This is a genomic window from Oxalobacteraceae bacterium OTU3CAMAD1 (genome assembly GCA_024123915.1).
Classification (GTDB): Bacteria; Pseudomonadota; Gammaproteobacteria; order Burkholderiales; family Burkholderiaceae_D; genus Rugamonas.
Map to the genome: position 1 here is coordinate 630,925 of CP099650.1, position 17,078 is coordinate 648,002.

At 65.1% G+C, this 17,078-nt stretch carries 19 protein-coding genes; 10 read left to right on the forward strand and 9 right to left on the reverse strand.

The window, feature by feature from the left end:
• Positions 1 to 14 precede the first annotated feature (14 nt).
• Genes NHH88_02675 through NHH88_02685 form a run of 3 tightly spaced genes read left to right on the forward strand, consistent with a single transcriptional unit; the run spans position 15 to position 2,676 of the window.
• Positions 15 to 833 (forward strand): protein-glutamate O-methyltransferase CheR, encoded by an 819-nt coding sequence (locus NHH88_02675; GenBank protein ID USX14717.1) that lies wholly within the window; start codon positions 15 to 17, stop codon positions 831 to 833.
• Positions 834 to 835: 2 nt separating this feature from the next.
• A complete protein-coding gene (locus NHH88_02680; protein USX14718.1) occupies positions 836 to 1,477 on the forward strand; it encodes a chemotaxis protein CheB in 642 nt (213 codons plus the stop codon).
• On the forward strand, positions 1,477 to 2,676 hold the full coding sequence (locus NHH88_02685; GenBank protein USX14719.1) for a hybrid sensor histidine kinase/response regulator: 1,200 nt from the start codon (positions 1,477 to 1,479) through the stop codon (positions 2,674 to 2,676). Before NHH88_02680 ends, NHH88_02685 begins: the two co-directional genes overlap by 1 nt.
• 16 nt (positions 2,677 to 2,692) lie before the next feature.
• Here NHH88_02685 and NHH88_02690 read toward each other — a convergent pair whose 3' ends face one another.
• The 7 genes from NHH88_02690 to NHH88_02720 form a co-directional block, all read right to left on the reverse strand.
• Entirely contained in the window at positions 2,693 to 3,088 is a 396-nt protein-coding gene (locus NHH88_02690) for an EF-hand domain-containing protein (GenBank protein USX14720.1), read from the reverse strand.
• Between the two features lie 244 nt (positions 3,089 to 3,332).
• Positions 3,333 to 3,893 carry a hypothetical protein gene (locus tag NHH88_02695; protein ID USX14721.1) on the reverse strand — a complete coding sequence of 187 codons (561 nt, stop codon included), beginning with the start codon at positions 3,891 to 3,893 and terminating at the stop codon, positions 3,333 to 3,335.
• Between the two features lie 99 nt (positions 3,894 to 3,992).
• Positions 3,993 to 4,472 (reverse strand): nucleoside deaminase, encoded by a 480-nt coding sequence (locus NHH88_02700; protein USX14722.1) that lies wholly within the window; start codon positions 4,470 to 4,472, stop codon positions 3,993 to 3,995.
• 13 nt (positions 4,473 to 4,485) lie between these two features.
• The gene (locus NHH88_02705) at positions 4,486 to 5,502 is read right to left on the reverse strand and encodes an aromatic ring-hydroxylating dioxygenase subunit alpha (protein ID USX14723.1); all 1,017 of its coding nucleotides are present in this window, start codon (positions 5,500 to 5,502) and stop codon (positions 4,486 to 4,488) included.
• A 48-nt stretch (positions 5,503 to 5,550) separates the two neighbouring features.
• Positions 5,551 to 6,633: a BMP family ABC transporter substrate-binding protein gene (locus NHH88_02710; GenBank protein ID USX14724.1), complete on the reverse strand. Its 1,083-nt coding sequence runs from the start codon at positions 6,631 to 6,633 to the stop codon at positions 5,551 to 5,553.
• 41 nt (positions 6,634 to 6,674) lie between these two features.
• On the reverse strand, positions 6,675 to 7,532 hold the full coding sequence (locus tag NHH88_02715) for an outer envelope protein (GenBank protein ID USX17516.1): 858 nt from the start codon (positions 7,530 to 7,532) through the stop codon (positions 6,675 to 6,677).
• 176 nt (positions 7,533 to 7,708) lie between these two features.
• On the reverse strand, positions 7,709 to 8,482 hold the full coding sequence (locus tag NHH88_02720) for a GntR family transcriptional regulator (protein USX14725.1): 774 nt from the start codon (positions 8,480 to 8,482) through the stop codon (positions 7,709 to 7,711).
• 298 nt (positions 8,483 to 8,780) lie between these two features.
• Between NHH88_02720 and NHH88_02725 the strand changes: the two genes are divergently transcribed.
• The 5 genes from NHH88_02725 to NHH88_02745 all read left to right on the forward strand — a co-directional run bounded on the left by NHH88_02725 (position 8,781) and on the right by NHH88_02745 (position 14,540).
• The gene (locus NHH88_02725; protein ID USX14726.1) at positions 8,781 to 10,334 is read left to right on the forward strand and encodes an ABC transporter ATP-binding protein; all 1,554 of its coding nucleotides are present in this window, start codon (positions 8,781 to 8,783) and stop codon (positions 10,332 to 10,334) included.
• Positions 10,321 to 11,409: an ABC transporter permease gene (locus tag NHH88_02730; protein USX14727.1), complete on the forward strand. Its 1,089-nt coding sequence runs from the start codon at positions 10,321 to 10,323 to the stop codon at positions 11,407 to 11,409. Before NHH88_02725 ends, NHH88_02730 begins: the two co-directional genes overlap by 14 nt.
• Positions 11,406 to 12,332, forward strand: coding sequence for an ABC transporter permease (locus tag NHH88_02735; protein USX14728.1), 927 nt, complete (start codon positions 11,406 to 11,408; stop codon positions 12,330 to 12,332). Before NHH88_02730 ends, NHH88_02735 begins: the two co-directional genes overlap by 4 nt.
• A gap of 214 nt (positions 12,333 to 12,546) precedes the next feature.
• Positions 12,547 to 14,202, forward strand: coding sequence for a methyl-accepting chemotaxis protein (locus NHH88_02740; GenBank protein ID USX14729.1), 1,656 nt, complete (start codon positions 12,547 to 12,549; stop codon positions 14,200 to 14,202).
• A gap of 47 nt (positions 14,203 to 14,249) precedes the next feature.
• The gene (locus NHH88_02745) at positions 14,250 to 14,540 is read left to right on the forward strand and encodes a 2Fe-2S iron-sulfur cluster binding domain-containing protein (GenBank protein USX14730.1); all 291 of its coding nucleotides are present in this window, start codon (positions 14,250 to 14,252) and stop codon (positions 14,538 to 14,540) included.
• A gap of 136 nt (positions 14,541 to 14,676) precedes the next feature.
• Here the strand turns inward: NHH88_02745 and NHH88_02750 are convergent, their stop codons facing one another.
• Positions 14,677 to 14,982: a hypothetical protein gene (locus NHH88_02750; GenBank protein USX14731.1), complete on the reverse strand. Its 306-nt coding sequence runs from the start codon at positions 14,980 to 14,982 to the stop codon at positions 14,677 to 14,679.
• A gap of 99 nt (positions 14,983 to 15,081) precedes the next feature.
• Between NHH88_02750 and NHH88_02755 the strand changes: the two genes are divergently transcribed.
• A complete protein-coding gene (locus NHH88_02755; protein ID USX14732.1) occupies positions 15,082 to 15,351 on the forward strand; it encodes a MoaD/ThiS family protein in 270 nt (89 codons plus the stop codon).
• Position 15,352: 1 nt separating this feature from the next.
• Complete coding sequence (locus NHH88_02760; protein USX14733.1) at positions 15,353 to 16,441, forward strand: exo-alpha-sialidase; 1,089 nt, start codon at positions 15,353 to 15,355, stop codon at positions 16,439 to 16,441.
• Here the strand turns inward: NHH88_02760 and NHH88_02765 are convergent.
• Complete coding sequence (locus NHH88_02765) at positions 16,438 to 17,064, reverse strand: TetR/AcrR family transcriptional regulator (GenBank protein USX14734.1); 627 nt, start codon at positions 17,062 to 17,064, stop codon at positions 16,438 to 16,440. The two genes, NHH88_02760 and NHH88_02765, sit on opposite strands and share 4 nt — an antisense overlap.
• Positions 17,065 to 17,078: the final 14 nt, after the last annotated feature.

Below are 17,078 nucleotides of genomic sequence, written 5' to 3' on the forward strand. Positions count from 1 at the left end.
GCGGAGGACCACGCATGCAACATAGCGACACCGACATCGAGCTCAAAGTGTTGATGGAAGCCATCTACATGAAGTACAGCTACGATTTCCGCGACTACACCGGCGCCTCGCAAAAGCGCCGCGTGCTGCATGCGCTCAAGGAAATGAATTGCGCCAGCATCTCGGCGCTGCAGGCGCGCATCATGCACGAGCCTGCCGCGTTCAGCCAGCTGCTGCAATACCTGACGATCCCGGTGACGTCGATGTTCCGCGACCCCAGCTATTTCAAGGCGCTGCGCGAGCAGGCCGTGCCCGTGCTGCGCACCTATCCGTCGCTGAAGATCTGGATCGCCGGCTGCAGCACCGGCGAAGAGGTGGTGTCGATGGCCATCCTGCTCAAGGAGGAGGGTTTGCTCGAGCGCAGCATGATCTACGCCACCGACATCAATCCGCAGTCGCTGGAGAAGGCGCGCAAGGGCGTGTTTCCGCTCGACGCCATGCGCGAATACACGGCCAACTACCAGGCCGCCGGCGGCACGCGCAGTTTTTCCGACTACTACACGGCGGCCTATAATGCTGCCCTGTTCGACAGTTCGCTGTGCGAGAACGTCACCTACGCCGACCACAGCCTGGCGACCGACGCCGTGTTCGCCGAGACCCATTTGATCAGCTGCCGCAACGTCATGATTTATTTTAAGAAGAGGCTGCAGGAGCGCGCGTTCGGGCTGTTCCACGAATCGCTGTGCCATCGTGGGTTTCTCGGCCTCGGCAGCAAGGAGAGCATCGACTTTTCCGCCTACGCGCCCAGTTTCGAGCCGGTGCAAAAGCGCGAGCGCTTGTTCAGGAAGCGTTAGCAATGAGTTCGACGGGTGCGCCACCAGGTTTGCCGGCGACGACGGCGGCGACGGCGATTTCGGCCGCGCTGGCCGGCCGCAAGATCGAGGCGGTGGTGATCGGCGCTTCGGCCGGCGGCGTGGGCGCGCTGCTCAAGCTGCTGCCGGGCCTGCCCGCCGGCTACGGCCGGCCGCTGGTGGCGCTGCTGCACCTGCCGGAGAACCGCCAAAGCCAGCTGGCCGAGGTGTTCCGCCAGCGCATGGCGCTGCGGGTGTGCGAGGCCGGCGACAAGGAACCGCTGTCATCCGGGACGCTGTATTTCGGCGGTTCCGGCTACCATTTGTCGGTTGAGTCGGACCGCAGCTTTTCGCTCAGCTGCGAGGCGCCGCTGCACTTCGCCCGCCCCGCGATTGATTTCCTGATGGAGTCGGCGGCGGACGCCTACGGCCCGGCTTTGCTGGGCATTTTATTGACCGGCGCCAATCAGGACGGCGCCGCCGGCCTGGCCGCCATCGGCCGCGCCGGCGGCCTGACCGTGGTGCAGGACCCGGACGAGGCCGAAGTGGCCACGATGCCGAAAGAAGCAATCCGTCTGCGGACGCCGGACCTGGTCCTGCCCTTGGACGCGATACACACAATGCTGTTGATGCTGGAGAATAATTGATGCAAGCCGAGCACCCGACCAAACTGCTGATCGTCGACGATCTGCCGGAAAACCTGCAGGCGCTTAACGCCGTCATCCGCGGCGCCGGGCGCGAGATCTTCCAGGCCGGCTCCGGCGAGGAGGCGCTGGCCTTGCTGCTGCAGCACGACTTCGCGATGGCCTTCCTCGACGTGCAGATGCCGGGCATGGACGGCTTCGAACTGGCCGAGCTGATGCGCGGCACCGAGCGCACCCGGCAAATTCCGATCGTCTTCGTCACCGCCGCCGGCAAGGAACTGAACTACTCCTTCAAGGGCTACGAGGCCGGCGCCGTCGATGTGCTGTACAAGCCGCTCGACTCGCGCGCCGTGCGCAGCAAGGTCGAGGTCTTCGTCCAGTTGTACGAGCAGCGCGAGGCCACGCGGCGCCAGGTGCAGGCGCTGGAGCTGGCGCGGCAGAAGCAGGAGGCCACCCTGGCCGAACTGAACGCGGCGCAGACGCAGTTGCAGCGGGCGCTGTCGATGCGCGACGAGTTCATGTCGATGGTGTCGCACGAGATGCGCACGCCGCTCAACACCTTGTACCTGGAAACGCAATTGCGCAAGATGCAGCTCGAGCGCGGCAACATGGCCGCCTTCGGCGCCGAGCAGTTGCAGCGCATGGTGGCGCGCGACGACCGCCAGATCCAGAGCATCATCCGCCTGATCGACGACATGCTCGACGTCTCGCGCATCCGCAGCGGCAAGCTGTCGCTGCGGCCGGGCTGGGTGGAGCTGTCGGGCTTGCTGCGGCGGGTGGTGCACGACCTGACGCCGCAGGCCACCACAGCCGGCTGCACCATCAGCCTCGACGCCGAGACGCCGGTCAGCGGCTGGTGGGACGAATTCCGCATCGAGCAGATCGTCGTCAACCTGCTGACCAACGCGCTGCGCTACGGCGCGCAGCAGCCGGTGGCGGTGTCGCTGGTGGTCGGGCAGGACGAGGTGCGGGTCGACGTGCGCGACCAGGGGCCGGGCATCGCGCCCGAGCAGCAGCAAAAGATCTTCGAACCCTATGAGCGCGGCGTCGGCAACGAGGTGCCGTCCGGCCTGGGGCTGGGCTTGTATATTTCGCGCGAGCTGGCCGAGGTGCACGAGGGCACCCTGACGGTCGCCAGCACGCCGGGCGAGGGCGCGGTGTTCAGCCTGATCTTGCCGCGCAGGGATGCGCCTCCGGCCTAAAAAATGGTTGGCTTGTTCAGCGCGAGCCCGATTCCTCGCGGCGCTGGATCAGATAGGCGTTCAGGTCGTCGAAGCTGACGTTGCCGCGCTGCGCGGTGTCGATGCTGTCGAAGTTCTTGTCGACCACGCCCAGGCCCGCCTGGCGCGCCTCCTCGCGGTTCAACGTGCCGCTGTGGTCGGTGTCGGCGTCTTCAAAACGTTTCTTCAGCTTTTGCACAATGGTGAAGCGCAGCAGCACCGGTCCGGGCGCGATGTCGCGCTGCGGCTGGCGCATCGAGCGCGGCACGTACGAATCCGAATAGGGCGTGGACATGCCTGCGGCGGACGCCGGCGTTTCCGCTTGCGGGGTTTGGGCGCCGGCGCCGGCGGTGGCCAGCAGCGCTGTCAGTAGGGTCGGATGCAAAAGGTTCATGATGGTCTCCCCGCCATCGATCGATGCGCGGCTCAGGTTGACACTTTGATCCCAATGCGCGGATTAATCAAACACCTTCTATGGTGCGGCGCGATTCTGTCGCCCGGAAACATCACTTTGACGATGTAAGTCTTTGTTTTGAATGGTAATTTTGTTTAAACAGTAAGTGTGCACTGTATGCCCAAGGGCATTATTCATCTGGCCGGGAGGGCATCGGCGCACTGCCTTCCCGGCACGCGTTGGATCAGCAAGGCGTGAACAGGTTCACCATCGCGACCGCCGGAGGGATGACCAGCGAGAAACGCACCAGATCGACCTCGACCCAGTAGCTGCTCGTCCCGAAGTTGAGCGCGATGCAACCGGCGCTGCGGTACGGCCGGAAGCCGGCGGCGTCGACGGGACCGGGCGGGACGGGCGGCGCGTCGCTATTGAAGCTGGTCACCGTGGCCGTCGCGCCGGTCAATTTATTATACGAGCGCAGGCGCACATCGACGCGCGCGCCGGCGACGTTGTCGAGGATGCGCGCGCCGAGGGCCAGGTTGATGGGCGTCGGGGTGTTATAGGTATCGACCACTTGATAGCGGATCGTGCAGATCGATAACAGGCCGGGCATTAGCCTTGCCTCGTAGTCGTTCAGCATGACGCTGAACTGACAGGCTTCGTCGACGACGCCCGTGGAACCGACAGAGGCCCACTGGCTGTCGGCCATCGCGGCGCCCGGCGCGGCCAGCGCGGCAACGGCAAGCAGGGCAAAGGGGCGCACGTAGCGCGAAGCGAGCACTTTGGGAAGTTGAAATGAGAACATGATGACTCCTTGAAAAAGACAGACCGAATCGGACTGTGCGACTTCAAGACTAGTCTCCCGCGCGGACCCGGCTTTAAGATGCGTCAATCATGGAAGCCGCTACTTTTTCCAGAAGCCGGCGTGGGCGGCGCGCGCCTCGTCTTCGCGCAGCGGACCGATGACTTCGGTCGGACGCTGGCCGCGCGCGAAGACATCGCGGCACGGCAGCGACAAGGTCGGATTTTCGGGATCGCTACCGGTCAGTTGCAGCAGGCTGGCTTCCGACATCGCGTAGACGACGCGGCCAACGCCGCTCCAGTAGGTGCCGCCGGCGCACATCGCGCACGGTTCGGCGTTGGCGTACAAGGTGGCGCCGGCCAGTTGCGCGGGGCCGTGGCGTTGCGACGCCATGCGCAGCGCGTTCATCTCGGCGTGCGCGGTGCGGTCGCTGCTGGAGGCGTTCATCGCCTCGGCGATGACGCTGCCGTCGGCGGCGACGACCATGGCGGCGAACGGGTGATGGCCTTCGTCGCGCGAGCGCTGCGCCAGCGCCAGTACGCGGGTGAGGAATTCGTGATCTTGCGCGGTCGGTGTCGTCATATCGCTCCTTTGTTTAGTCCTCGCGCAGCACGCCGTAGCGCACGTTCTGCCGCTTCAAGTAATTGCGGTAGGCCAGCGACATGCGGTCGCACGCCACCGACACTTCCGCGCCGGGGATCAGCGGCAGCCGCGCGGGGCTCTGGCTTTCCAGAATCGGCAGGTCCTGCAGGAAGATGGTGTCCTGGAAGCCGCGCAGGGCGTCGTCGTCCGAGGTGAAATCGTTCAGCGCCATGATGATCCACACGCGGGTGGTGGTCTCGGTGAGCGGTTGCGGCAGCAGCGCGATCGCCTCGGCGATGCCGCCCGGCGGATGCTTGGTCAGTATCGCCGTCAGCGGCCGCACCACCCGATAGGTGTATTCGATGTCGCTGCCGCCGGTGGCGGCCTTGCTGGCTTGCGGCTGCCACGCGCGGCATTGCCTGGCCCAGACGCCGCTGCCGTAGCCGGCATCGTCAAATGGTTCGACCGTGTAGTCGGGAATCGCCGCCTGTTCCGGCACGCCCAGTATGCCGTCGTGCACAAAGGCGAAGTGCGCCATGTCGAGGAAGTTCTCGACGATGCGCGGCCCGCTGCTTTGCACGTCGTAAGGGCCACACCAAACCTTGCGCAGGCGCTCGTCGGCGAATTCGGGAAAGCGCGGCGGCCCGGGGTTGGCAGGCGACTCGGAAGGCGACCCGGTGCAAACCCATACCATCCCGTATTTTTCCTGCGCATGGAAGGCGCCGACCCGCGCTTTGAGCTTGTCGGGTTCCAGCGCCGGCAGCGCGGGGATGTGCCGGCAGCGGCCCTCGCCGTCGAAGCGCCAGCCGTGGTAGGCGCAGCGCAGCGTGTCATTGTCTATTGCGCCCATCGACAGGCGCGTGCCGCGATGCGGACAGCGATCTTCCCATGCGTGGACGTTGCCGGCGCTGTCGCGCCACAAGGCGATGCGCGTGTCCAGCAGGTCGGTGGCGGTGATGACGCCGGCGACGATCCGTGCGGACAGCGCCACCGGATGCCAGTCGTTGAATAAAACGGGATCGATTGTCATGTGTGTCCGATTGGCGGGGCCGTGGTGCGCCCCGCTTTTGCTGGCGCTTTATTTTGGAATCGCGCCGTCCACGCCTTGCACGTAAAAGTTCATCGACAGCAGGTCCTTCAGCGGCACGGCGACGCCGGCCGCGTACTTGACCGCGCCCGACTGGTCCTTGATCGGACCGGTGAACGGGTTGAAGGTGCCCGCCGTCAGCGCGGCCTTCTTTTCTTCGAAGATCTTGCCCGCGTCGGCCGGAACCACGGCGTTCAGCTTCGACATCTTGACCATGCCTTCCTTCAAACCGCCGCGATAGTCGCCGGTTTTCCAGGTGCCGGCGAGGACCGCCTTGGCGGTGTCGATGTAGTAGCCCGACCAGTCGTTGGTGGCGGCGGTCAGGTGGGCCTTCGGCGCGAAGCGCGACATGTCCGAGTCCCAGCCGAAGGCGTGTACACCTTTTTCCTGCGCGACCTGCAAGGTGGCCGGCGAGTCGGTGTTCTGCGCCATGACGTCGGCGCCTTGCGCCACCAGGGTTTCCGCCGCCTGGCGTTCCTTGGCCGGGTCGTACCACGAGTTCACCCAGATCACCTTGGTTTTGATGCCAGGGTTGACGCTTTGCGCGCCCAGGGTGAAGGCATTGATGTTGCGGATGACTTCAGGCACCGGGAAGGAGGCGATGAAGCCCAAGGTCTTGGACTTGGTCATTTTGCCGGCCAGGATGCCGTTCAGGTACGCGCCCTCGTACAGGCGCGATTCGTAGGTGCCCAGATTCTTGCCGCTCTTGAAGCCGGTGGCGTGCAGGAACACCACGCCTGGCGCGGACTTGGCCACTTTCTCGGTCGGGTTCATGTAGCCGAACGAGGTGGTGAAAATTAGCTTGTTCCCTTCGGCGACCAGCTTGCGGATCACGCGTTCGGCGTCGGCGCCCTCCGGCACGTTTTCCACGTAGGTGGATTTGACTTTGCCGGCCAGCGCCTTTTCCATCGCCAGGCGGCCCTGGTCGTGGGCGTAGGTCCAGCCGGCGTCGCCGACCGGGCCGACGTAGACAAAGCCGATCTTCAGCGGTTCGGCCGCCAGCGCGGGGACGGCGGATGCGCCGAGGGTGGCGGCCAGCGCGGCGAGCGCGATCAGGGTGCGACGATTCATCATGCGGTTTCCTTTAGCGGTATCGAGATTGGATTAAGAGTGGACTAGAAATGGTATTCCGCGCGGACCATCGGCGTTCTGGCCGTGGCGCCCGGGTTGTTCTTGTCCGAGTTGCCGAATTTGTTTTTCCAGTACTGGTATTCGACGCCGATCTTGAAGGTGTTCTTCGGCGCGCTGACGAAGGCGCTGGCGTCGTACATGATCTGCATGTCGATGTTGGTTTCGCGCGCGGTGTCGCCGCCGAATTCGTCCTTGCCCTTCTTGTCGATGAAGTTGGCGTAGCCTTCGAACGACAGCGGAATGCCGATGTTGAAAGGGATGCCCCACGCGGCGGTGAGCATGGCGTGCGTGTCGTAGCGGTAGCGCGGCGTGGCGACGTTGGTGTAGGTGTTGAACGGCGCGTTGCTCTCCCACAGAGCGAACAGGCTGATATCGAGGAAGCCCGGCACGTCCATCATCAGGGTAGGGCCGGCGACGACCATGCGCTTCTTGGAGTTGTAGCCGGCGTCGGTCTTGCTGTTGTAGTCGAAGCCCAGCGTGGCGCCGACGCCGCGCACCGGACCGAAGGCCCAATTGCTTCCCGTGACCTTGCCCAGGTCCAGCGTGTGGCGGTAGACCGCGTACGCTTCATGCGCGCCGCTGGCCGCTCCCGCCGACGAGGGGTCGTCGTGGGACGACATCAGGAAGTCGACGTTGAGGAAGTTCTTGCCGTACTTATAGCCCGAGACATGACTGAAGTTGACGATGTTCTTGGTGATGTCGGTGTCGTTGAACGGCTCGGCGAACCTGGTGCCGTAGCGGTAGCCGAGGTAGGTGTCGCTCCAGTCGGCGGCTTGGGCGGCGCCGGCGCAGCCGGCGAGAACCACTAGTGCTGCGGCGGTGCGGGTTACGAGTTGAGACATCATGCGAACTCCAGTCAGTGGGTGAAGAGGCGGTATGAACGAACTATTTTTGTATCCAATTCGGTGTGCGGATTGGATTCGATCTCGTTCTCTTTTCTAGCAATATCTGGGCCAGATGCTGGGCCAGATGCGGGCCAGATGCGGGCCAGACGCGGGCCAGATCTTTTGCACGCGCCTTAAAAACCTGAGAGGACTTCTGCCAGGTTGACCTTTTTGTGGCTGGTGTCGAGGCGCAGGCGCGCTTCGATTTCCAGCAGGTGGTGCTCGATCAGGTGCGTCGCCTCGGCGACTTTTCCCTGCTCGATCAGTGTCGCCAGATCCTGGTGTTCGTGGTTGCCGCACATCGGCGCGCCGGGCGTTTCGTAGAGGGCGATGATCAGCGAACAGCGCGACACCAGTTCGCCCATGAAGCGCAGCAGCACGTGGTTGCCGGCCAGTTCGGCCAGCAGGATGTGGAACTCGCCGCCCAGCCGTATCCAGCCGGCGCGGTCGCCGGTGCGGCGCGCCTGGTCCTCCGCTTCGAGCGCAGCGCGTATCTGCCGCAGCGACGCCGGCGTGGCGTTGCGTATCACCAGCGGCATGATCTCGCGCTCGATGGCGCGGCGCGCGGCGAAGATGTCGCGCGCCTCCTCCGGCGTGGGCGAGGCGATGACGGCGCCGCGGTTGGGGCGCAGCTCGATGATGTGGTCGTGCGCCAGCCGTTGCAGCGCCTTGCGCACGGTGGTGCGGCTGACCTGATAGAGCTCGCAGAAATCGGCTTCCCCAAGATGGGTGCCGGGTGGCAGGCGGTGGCTCATGACGGCGTTGACGACGGCGCGGTAGATGCGCATGTCGACGCCGGTGGTGCCGCGCTTGAGCGGCATGTCTTTGCCCGTAGGCTGAGCGGCCGGTTCGGCCTTGCCTCCGTTGGTGCGTTTGCCTTGTGGGCGTGCGGAACTGGTGGATGACATCTGTTGAATCTCCGTTGGATACACACGCCTGTATAAGCAGGAAGTGTGCTCACGGTGGGGGAGGTTTTGTGTACAACTTGGGGGAGTCGACGCATGGTTTTGGTGATGATGTAGTCGCATTTGGTGCGCGCCGTGCAAACCCGCACCCCCATGCGGGGTCGGACCCCTCCGGGTCCGACCCCTAAGCGGCGACGCATGCGTCCAGGCGAACGCACGGCGGGTTAAAAACCCGCGCTGCCGCGTGGCATGCTAATTGCGTCTGGTGGCGTAACTACTTTGTATACGATAAGGACAGCGGATGAAGGAAGCACCCCGTCTGCAGATGCTCGGCATCTCGAAGATCTACCCGTCCGTGGTCGCCAACGCCGACGTCGACCTGACCGTGATGCCTGGCGAGATTCATGCGGTGCTGGGCGAGAACGGCGCCGGCAAAAGCACGCTGATGAAGATCATTTACGGCGTGACGAAGCCCGATGACGGCCAGGTGATCTGGGAGGGCCGCCAGGTCCATATCAATTCGCCGCACGACGCGCGCAAGCTGGGTATCGGCATGGTGTTCCAGCACTTCGCGGTGTTCGAGACCTTGACGGTGGCCGAGAACATCGCGCTGGCGCTGGACGAGAAGGTGACGCCGGCCGAACTGGCGCCGCGCATCCGCGCAGTCTCGGAACAATACGGCCTGCCGCTCGATCCGCAGCGGCTGGTGCACAGCATGTCGGTGGGCGAGCGGCAACGGGTGGAGATCGTGCGCTGCCTGCTGCAATCGCCACGGCTGCTGATCATGGACGAGCCGACCTCCGTGCTGACGCCCGACGCGGTGCTCAAATTGTTCGAATCGCTGCGACGCCTGGCCTCCGAAGGGGTGAGCATCCTGTATATCAGCCACAAGCTCGACGAAATCCAGTCGCTGTGCGACAAGGCGACGGTGCTGCGCGCCGGGCGCGTATCGGGCACCGCCAATCCGAAACAGGAAAGCGCGCGCTCGCTGGCCGAGTTGATGATCGGGCGCGAACTGCCGGTGTGCGTCAACACGCCGCGCGCGCCGGGCGAGGTGATGCTCTCCATCGACGGCCTGACCGTGGACAGCGAAGACCCTTTCGGCACGCAGCTCAAGGACATCAACCTCGAACTGCGCGGCGGCGAGATCGTCGGCATCGCCGGCATCTCCGGCAACGGCCAGCAGGAGTTGTTGAAGGCCATATCCGGCGAGCGGCCGCTCAGGGGAGGCACCCGCGGCGCCGGCCGCATCCGCCTTGGGACGCTGGACGTGGGCGCGCTCGACGCCGCGCGCCGCCGCCAACTGGGCCTCGGTTTCGTGCCGGAGGAGCGGCTGGGACGCGGCGCCGCCCCGGAGCTGTCGCTGGCCGATAACGCGCTGCTGACCGGCTATCTGCCGGCCGCCAATACCGGCATGGTAAAAAACGGCCTGATACAGCGTGGCGCGGTGCGCGACTTCGCCCGCAAGGTGATTGCCCGCTTCAACGTCAAGTGCGGCGGCGAGGGTTCGGCCGCCTCCAGCCTTTCTGGCGGCAATCTGCAAAAGTTCATCGTCGGCCGCGAGATCGCGCTGGCGCCCAGGGTGATGGTGTTCGCGCAGCCGACATGGGGCGTGGACGTCGGCGCCGCCATGCTGATACGCCAGGCCATCCTCGACATGCGCGACCAGGGCGTGGCGGTACTGGTCCTGTCCGAGGAGCTCGACGAATTGTTCATGCTGAGCGACCGCATCGCGGTGCTGGCCGACGGCCGCCTGTCGCGCGCCGTGCCGGCCGCCGGCACCAGCATCAACCAGATCGGCGTGTGGATGAGCGGCGATTTCGACCACCAGGGAGCGGACCATGTCCAGGCTTGAAAAACGTCCAGAACCTTCGCGCCGCATGATGCTGGCGTCGCCGCTGATCGCGGCGGTGGCCATGCTGCTGACCGGCTCCGTGATGTTCTTCTTCCTCGGGCAGGAGCCGCTGCACGCCTTCCATGTGTATTTCATCAAGCCTTGGACCACCCTGTACGGCGTGGGTGAGTTGCTGCTGAAGGCGACGCCGCTGATCCTGTGCGGCGTGGGGCTGGCGATCGGTTTCCGCGCCAACGTCGCCAATATCGGGGCGGATGGCCAACTGACCGTCGGCGCGATCGCCGCCGGCGCCGTGGCGCTGTACTTCGACCAGGTCCAGGCTTGGTGGGTGCTGCCGCTGATGCTGGCCGCCGGCGCGCTGGGCGGCATGCTGTGGGCGGCGATACCGGCGCTGTTGCGCACCCGCTTCAACACCAGCGAAATTTTGGTCAGCCTGATGCTGGTGTACGTGGCCTACCATCTACTGAGTTATCTGGTGCACGGGCCGATGCGCGATCCGGACGGGTTCAATTTCCCGCAGTCGAAGATGTTCGGCGAATCGGCCACCTTGCCGCTGCTGGTGGAGGGCTTGCGGGTCAACGCCGCCTTCATCCTGTCGCTGGTCGCGGCGGCGGCGGCGTGGTTCTTCTGCAAGCACACCTTTGCCGGCTACCGCATGCAGGTCAGCGGCATGGCGCCGGCCGCCGCGCTCTACGCGGGCTTCAGCGAACCGCGCAACGTGTGGCTGGCGTTCATGGTCAGCGGCGCGCTGGCCGGCGTGGCCGGCGTCGGCGAGGTGGCAGGTCCGCTGGGGCAGATGCAGCCGTCGGTGTCGGCCGGCTACGGCTTCGCGGCGATCATCGTCGCCTATGTGGGCCGCCTGCATCCGCTGGGCGTGGTGTTGTCGGCGTTGTTGATGTCGCTGCTGTACATCGGCGGCGAGACCGCGCAGATCGAGTTGCAGGTACCGTCGGCGATCACCGGCATGTTCCAGGGATTGCTGCTGTTTTACCTGCTGGCGGCCGACCTGTTTATCCACTACCGATTCAAACCGCGCAAGCGCCATCTGCCTGCAGTCGTTGGAGAAACCGCATGATCGATACCGCGCTGTTAATCGCCTTCCTCGCCAGCACGGCGGGCGCCGCCACGCCGTTGGTGGTGGCCTCGATGGGCGAGTTGGTGACCGAGCGTTCCGGCGTGCTCAATCTGGGCATGGAGGGCATGATGCTGGTCGGCGCCGTGACGGGCTTCGGTGTCACCCTGGCCACCGGCCAGATGTGGCTCGGTCTCCTGGCGGCGATGGCGGCGGGGATGCTGATGTCGCTGATCTTCGGTTTCCTGGTGCTGACCTTGCAGACCAACCAGGTGGCCACCGGTTTGGCGTTGACCTTGTTCGGCATTGGCGTCTCCGCGTTCATGGGACGCGGCTTCGTCGGGCAGACGGTGGAGCGCATGCCGCAGCTGACGTTCCCGCTGCTGTCGGAGATTCCGTTCGTTGGCCCGCTGCTGTTCCGCTTCGACGGCATGGTGTACGCGTCGGTGGCCCTGGTGGTGCTGATCGGCTGGATGCTGGCGCGCACCCGTCTGGGACTGGTAATACGCGCCGTCGGCGAGTCGCCGCACAGCGCGCACGCGATCGGCTTTCCGGTCATCGCGCTGCGCTACGGCACGGTGCTGTTCGGCGGCGCCATGGCCGGCCTGGGCGGCGCCTACCTGTCGCTGGCGCTGACGCCCATGTGGGTCGAGGGCATGACGGCGGGACGCGGCTGGATCGCGCTGGCGCAGGTGGTGTTCGCGACGTGGAAGCCGCGCGGCGTGCTGGTGGGCGCCTACCTGTTCGGCGGCGTGACGGTGCTGCAGTTCCACGGCCAGGGGCTGGGGCTGGCGATTCCGTCTGAGTTCCTGTCGATGCTGCCTTATCTCGCCACCATCGTGGTGCTAGTGATTATCTGCCGTAATCCGCAGACAATCTTGCTCAACAAACCAATGTCGCTGGGGCAGAACTTCAAAGCGGACTGATTTGTTGTGGACAATCCACGGAAGATTGACGGATCAACCAGGAATTGCGGTGATTCTTTGGAGTAAGTGCGCGTTGTAACAATTGGTGATATTTGCGGTGCGTCGCGGTGTGTATCGTGAGCGCTGTAACGGCTGAGGTCGTTGCTACGACGGCCCCAGCCCCCGGCTCGTCCATGTCCAAAAGTTTTAACCATAAAACACAAAGGGATGGGCCATGCGCACCAATACTCCAGTCACTCAAAACGAATACATCATGGAAGATGGCAAGACCATCGTCTCCAGCACCGATTTGCAAGGCAATATCAACTACGCCAATCCCTACTTCATCGACGTTAGCGGCTTTACCGAGGAAGAACTGATGGGCGCCCCGCAGAACATCGTGCGTCATCCGGACATGCCGGTCGAAGCTTTTGCCGACTTGTGGACGACCATCAAGGACGGCATGCCGTGGACGGGCCTGGTGAAGAACCGCTGCAAGAACGGCGACTACTATTGGGTTCTGGCCAACGTCACGCCGGTGATCGAGCACGGCAAGCCTGTCGGCTATCTGTCGGTGCGCACCAAGCCCACGCGCGAGCAGGTGCGCGCGGCGGACGAGCTGTACCGGCAGTTCAAGGCCGGCAATCCGCGCCGCATGCGCATCGTCAACGGCAAGGGCGTGTCGACCGGGATCGCCGCGCGGCTGTCGGGCTTGATGACGATGTCGCTGGCGACGCAGATCGGCCTGGCCTGCGCGCTGGTGGGCGGGACGCTGGCCTTGCTGGCAGCGTGCCTGCTTGGGATGGGCGGGGCCACCTTGGCCGGCGCCAGCGGCTGGCTGGGCGGATTGGCGTTGTTGTCGACGGTGGCCATGGGGCTATTCGGCCGCAGCCTGTATGCGAATGTGGCGCTGCCGCTGGGACATGCGACCAAGGCGGCGCGAATGATGGCCGGTGGCGATCTGACAGCCAACATCGAGGTGCGTCGCGACGACGAGGTGGGTCGTTTGCTGGCGGCGCTGCGCCAGACCAATATCAACCTGCACAGCATCATCGGCGACGTGCGCGCCAATTTCGACGAGATCTCGCAGGCAACCGGCGAAATCGCCAACGGCAACCTGGACCTGTCGGGCCGCACCGAGTCGCAGGCGTCGAGCCTGCAGCAGACCGCCGCCAGCATGGAGCAGCTAACGTCGACCGTGCAGCAGAGCGCGACCAACGTCGCCAGCGCCAACGATCTGGCCGACCACGCAAAACAGGTGGCGGCGCAGGGCGGCAGCATCGTCTCGCAAGTGGTGTCGACGATGGGGGACATCAGCGCCTCGTCGAACAAGATCCTCGACATCATTGGCCTGATCGACGGCATCGCCTTCCAAACCAATATCCTGGCGCTCAACGCGGCCGTTGAAGCGGCGCGCGCCGGCGAGCAGGGGCGCGGCTTCGCCGTCGTCGCCAGCGAGGTGCGCGGGCTGGCGCAGCGCTCGGCCACGGCCGCCAAGGAGATCAAGACCCTGATCGACATGTCGATCTCCAAGGTGCAAGCCGGCACGCTGTTGACCAACAGCGCCGGCGTGACCATGGGCGAGGTGATCGAGTCGGTCAGCAAGGTGTCGGCGGTGATGGGGGAGATCTCCAATTCCACGCGCGAGCAGAGCACCGGCATCGGCCAGGTCAACCAGGCGGTGATTCAGATCGACGACATCACGCAGCAGAACGCGGCGCTGGTGGAGCAGGCCGCTGCGGCGGCGGGCAACCTGGCGCAGCAGACGCGCTGCGTGTCGCAGGCGATGGCGGTGTTCAAGCTGCAGAACGCCAAGCGCGTGGCGCGCACGCCGTTGGCGCCGGTGAAGCCGGCCGCCAAGGCCAAGCTCAAGCTGGTTGCGCACGGGTGATCGCTTCGGGCGGTATCATGCTGGTTTGACGATCTGGAATCGACGGCATGGGCGGCACGGTGACACTGGAGGGGCAGGGCTGGAGTTTCGACGCGGCGGCGCCGGCGACGGTGCTGGAGGCGGCCGAGCGGGCCGGCGTGCGCTTGCCCAGTTCGTGCCGCAACGGCACCTGTCGCACCTGCATCTGCCTGAGCACGGGCGGCACGGTGCGCTACAAGATCGAGTGGCCGGGACTGAGCCTGGACGAGAAGCGCGAAGGGTATATTTTGCCGTGCGTGGCCGTGGCGGAGGGCGATCTGGTGATCGTGGCGCCGGCGGCCAAGCGCCTCGACGACTAGGGTCAGGGACTTGGACAAACCACGGAGACACGTAGGGCGGATTAGCGAAGCGTAATCGGCCATGGTTGATCCGCCAGCGGCGCTTAGATGGCCGATTACGGCGTTCCGCCTAATCCGCCCTACGTGTCTCCGTGGCTTACTTGGGTTTGCGCAGACGGCTCAGCAGCGCGTCGGCCGATTCGCTGAGCGGCACGCCGTGGCGCCGCAACAGCTGGATGTTGAGCACCATGTTCTCCAGCACCAGCTTGGCCGCGACGGCCAGCAACGTCAAATGCTTGTCCTCGTCGCTGAAATTCTCCATGGCGTCGGCCATCTCGCACAGGTGGTTCGAAATCAAGCCCCGCAGATCATGCTCGTCGAACGGCAGGTCGGCGAAATCGATCGGATCCTCCTTCTCCACCTCTTGCATCAGCAGTTCCAGCTCTTGCGGCGTAATCGACATGCGGTGCTCCGGTAGTTGACGCGTTTTCATTTTAGCGAAACGGGCGCCAATCCGCGTTAGAATCTGTGTTGAATCCAGTCGACCAATGAGAAAATAAACATGGCGCAACTGATTTTTACCCAGCAACTGGGTCGATTCATGACCGTGCCGCAGGTGGAGACCGACGCGGCCGATCTACGAAGTGCCTTGGACCAGGCGTTCGACGCCCATCCGAGGTTGCGCGGCTACGTGCTCGACGAGCAGGGTTGCCTGCGCGAGAACGTCGTCATCTTCATCGACGGCCAGCGCACCCGCGAGCGCGAACGCCTGGACGACGCGCTCGTCCCCCACTCCAAAGTCTACATCTTGCAAGCTTTATCAGGAGGCTGATATGTCCGACCGCGCCTATCTGGCGACCCGTAAAGGGCTGTTCGAAGTCTACCGCACGCACGAGGCGTGGCATGTGGACCGGCAGCATTTTCTTGGCGATCCGGTGTCGATGGTGCTGCCGGACCGGCGCGACGGCACCCTGTACGCGGCGCTGAGCCTGGGCCATTTCGGCAGCAAGCTGCACCGGCTTGATCCGGGCGCGACCGAGTGGACCGAGATCGCCGCGCCGGCGTTTCCGCCCAAGCCGGCCGACAGCGAAGACAAGGTCGAGTGGGCCGTCAAACAAATCTGGTCGCTGGCGCCCGGCGGGCCGGACCAGCCGGGCGTGCTGTGGGCGGGGACCCTGCCGGGCGGCCTGTTCCGCTCGAACGACCGGGGCGACAGCTGGCATCTGGTGGAGCCGCTGTGGAACGTCCCCGAGCGCAGCCAGTGGATGGGTGGCGGCTACGACGTGCCGGGCATCCATAGCATTTGCGTCGATCCGCGCGACAGCCAGTCGGTGCTGGTGGGCGTGTCGTGCGGCGGCGCCTGGCTGACCAACGACGGCGGCGAGAGCTGGGCGCCGCGCGCCAAGGGCATGGTGGCGAGCTATATGCCGCCCGAGCTGGCCGAGGTGGAGGCGGTGCAGGACCCGCACCGCATCGTGCGCTGCGCGGGCGAGCCGGACAAGCTGTGGTGCCAGCATCACAACGGCATCTGGCGCAGCGTCGACAACGGCGCCAACTGGACCGAGGTGCGCGCTGCGCCGTTGTCGAATTTCGGTTTCGCGACGGCGGTCCATCCGAAGGACGGCGAGACCGCGTGGTTCGTGCCGGCCGAGGCCGACAGCAAGCGCGTGCCGCCGCGCGCGGCGCTGGCCGTCACCCGCACCATCGACGGCGGCGGGAGCTTTACCGCGTGGCGCGGCGGCCTGCCGCAGCAGCATTGCTACGACCTGGTCTACCGGCACGGGCTGGCGGTCAGCGACGACGGCCAATTATTGCTGATGGGCTCGACGACCGGCGGCGCCTGGCTGTCGGAGGACGGCGGCGGCCAGTGGCAAACCATCTCCACCACCTTGCCGCCGATTTACGCGGTCAGCTTCGCCTAGCCGGCCGAGTCGGCCTCGCTGCCGTAGTAGGCCAGGAACATGTCGACGGTGGCGTCGAGCACCTTCTGCTGGGTGGCCGCGTCCAGCGGCGGCTGGTTCAAGGTGACCTGGGGCCAGAAGGCGAAGGTCTTGAGCTGCCCCTGCAGCATCTGTGAGGCCAGCGCCGGGTCGGCCTCGCGCAGCTTGCCGTCGGCCTGCGCCGCGCGCAGCCATGTCGTGACGGCTTCCTCCTTGGCGCTGAGCCGCGCGACCATCTCGTGCGCGCGCGCCGGCGAGTGGATGGTCTCGGCGATCGCCACCCGCGCAAGATCCAGGAAGTAGGCGTCCTGCAGCATCGCCATCTTCTTGCCCAAAATCTCCATCAACTGCTGCCTCAGCGGCAACTCCGGCACGTAGGGCGTTTCCATCAACGCCGCCGTGCTGGTCCACAACTCATGCAATATTTGCGCGAATAGTTCGTCTTTACTGGGGAAGTGGTTGTAGACGGTGCGTTTGGAGACCCCGGCGGTGGCGGCGATCTTGTCCATGCTGGTCGCCTCGAAACCGCTGGCGCGGAACTCCGCAATGGCGGCATCGACGACGGCCTGGCGCTTACGGTCGGTGAGCTTGAGGGGAAGGTTCATGGCATTTATTTTAC

Coding starts and splice junctions, on each gene's coding strand:
- NHH88_02765 (USX14734.1), bottom strand. CDS start 17,064: ATGAACCTTCCCCTCAAGCTCACCGACCGTAAGCGCCAGGCCGTCGTC.
- NHH88_02735 (USX14728.1), top strand. CDS start 11,406: ATGATCGATACCGCGCTGTTAATCGCCTTCCTCGCCAGCACGGCGGGC.
- NHH88_02695 (USX14721.1), bottom strand. CDS start 3,893: ATGTTCTCATTTCAACTTCCCAAAGTGCTCGCTTCGCGCTACGTGCGC.
- NHH88_02690 (USX14720.1), bottom strand. CDS start 3,088: ATGAACCTTTTGCATCCGACCCTACTGACAGCGCTGCTGGCCACCGCC.
- NHH88_02715 (USX17516.1), bottom strand. CDS start 7,532: ATGTCTCAACTCGTAACCCGCACCGCCGCAGCACTAGTGGTTCTCGCC.
- NHH88_02705 (USX14723.1), bottom strand. CDS start 5,502: ATGACAATCGATCCCGTTTTATTCAACGACTGGCATCCGGTGGCGCTG.
- NHH88_02710 (USX14724.1), bottom strand. CDS start 6,633: ATGATGAATCGTCGCACCCTGATCGCGCTCGCCGCGCTGGCCGCCACC.
- NHH88_02760 (USX14733.1), top strand. CDS start 15,353: ATGTCCGACCGCGCCTATCTGGCGACCCGTAAAGGGCTGTTCGAAGTC.
- NHH88_02675 (USX14717.1), top strand. CDS start 15: ATGCAACATAGCGACACCGACATCGAGCTCAAAGTGTTGATGGAAGCC.
- NHH88_02685 (USX14719.1), top strand. CDS start 1,477: ATGCAAGCCGAGCACCCGACCAAACTGCTGATCGTCGACGATCTGCCG.
- NHH88_02730 (USX14727.1), top strand. CDS start 10,321: ATGTCCAGGCTTGAAAAACGTCCAGAACCTTCGCGCCGCATGATGCTG.
- NHH88_02750 (USX14731.1), bottom strand. CDS start 14,982: ATGTCGATTACGCCGCAAGAGCTGGAACTGCTGATGCAAGAGGTGGAG.
- NHH88_02740 (USX14729.1), top strand. CDS start 12,547: ATGCGCACCAATACTCCAGTCACTCAAAACGAATACATCATGGAAGAT.
- NHH88_02720 (USX14725.1), bottom strand. CDS start 8,482: ATGTCATCCACCAGTTCCGCACGCCCACAAGGCAAACGCACCAACGGA.
- NHH88_02725 (USX14726.1), top strand. CDS start 8,781: ATGAAGGAAGCACCCCGTCTGCAGATGCTCGGCATCTCGAAGATCTAC.
- NHH88_02755 (USX14732.1), top strand. CDS start 15,082: ATGGCGCAACTGATTTTTACCCAGCAACTGGGTCGATTCATGACCGTG.
- NHH88_02700 (USX14722.1), bottom strand. CDS start 4,472: ATGACGACACCGACCGCGCAAGATCACGAATTCCTCACCCGCGTACTG.
- NHH88_02745 (USX14730.1), top strand. CDS start 14,250: ATGGGCGGCACGGTGACACTGGAGGGGCAGGGCTGGAGTTTCGACGCG.
- NHH88_02680 (USX14718.1), top strand. CDS start 836: ATGAGTTCGACGGGTGCGCCACCAGGTTTGCCGGCGACGACGGCGGCG.